Origin of the sequence: Mesorhizobium sp. M7A.F.Ca.US.006.04.2.1, from assembly GCF_004022915.1 — a bacterium.
In the GTDB taxonomy this organism is placed as follows: domain Bacteria; phylum Pseudomonadota; class Alphaproteobacteria; order Rhizobiales; family Rhizobiaceae; genus Mesorhizobium; species Mesorhizobium ciceri.
In genome coordinates this window covers 1-811 of sequence record NZ_RZQA01001450.1, presented here as the reverse complement: position 1 = coordinate 811, position 811 = coordinate 1, and the positions used below count along the sequence as shown (strand labels likewise).

1 protein-coding gene is annotated in these 811 nt (G+C 62.1%); it reads right to left on the bottom strand.

Annotation, left to right across the window (positions count from 1 at the left end; translation table 11 throughout):
• A partial coding sequence (locus EN925_RS37980; RefSeq protein WP_164894774.1) for a type IV secretory system conjugative DNA transfer family protein occupies positions 1 to 811 on the bottom strand: 811 nt, incomplete at both ends.

Genomic DNA, 811 nt, shown 5'->3' with positions numbered 1-811 from the left:
CTCGCGAGCTGCCGACGCCACGACCGGATGCGGGCCGCCCTCCCCGAAATGCCGCGTCAGCATCATGGTGCGCAATGTCGTTTCGATCGGCCGTTGCGGGTCCGAGAGGAAGTTGGCAACTCCGGCAAGCGTCTTGTCCGTTTCGGCATAGAGAACGTGCAGGATGGCACCGACCAGCAGCGCGTGGCTGGTCTTCTCCCAATGGTTTCTGCGTTCCAGTGAGCCCTCGGGATCAACCAGCACGTCGGCGACGTTCTGCACGTCGCGGACCTCCCATTCGCCACGCCTCACTTCCAGCAAAGGGTTGTAGGCAGCAGATGACTCATTGGTCGGATCGAAGAGCAGGATGCGGCCAAAGCGCGCTCGCCACCCGGCGGTCAGTTCCCAGTTTTCTCCTTTGATGTCGTGGACAATCGCGCTGCCGGGCCATGTCAGCAGAGACGGAACGACAAGGCCAACACCCTTGCCACTTCGGGTCGGCGCGAAGCACAAAACGTGTTCTGGGCCGTCTTGGCGGAGATAGTCGCCGTCCAGCTTTCCAAGCACCACCCCATCCGGACCGATCAACCCAGCGGCTTGGATCTCCTTGCCGGTCGCCCACCGCGCCGAACCATATGTGGCGGCGTTCTTCGCCTCACGGGCCCGCCATACCGACATGCCGATGGCCACAGCGATCGCGATAAAGCTGCCGCTCGACGCGAGCAGTGCACCCTCTAGAAAAATCTCTGGCGCATAGGCATCGTAGAAAAACCACCACCAGAAAAAGGCCGGCGGCGGATAGATGGACTGGCCGGCAAGCTCGAACCACGGA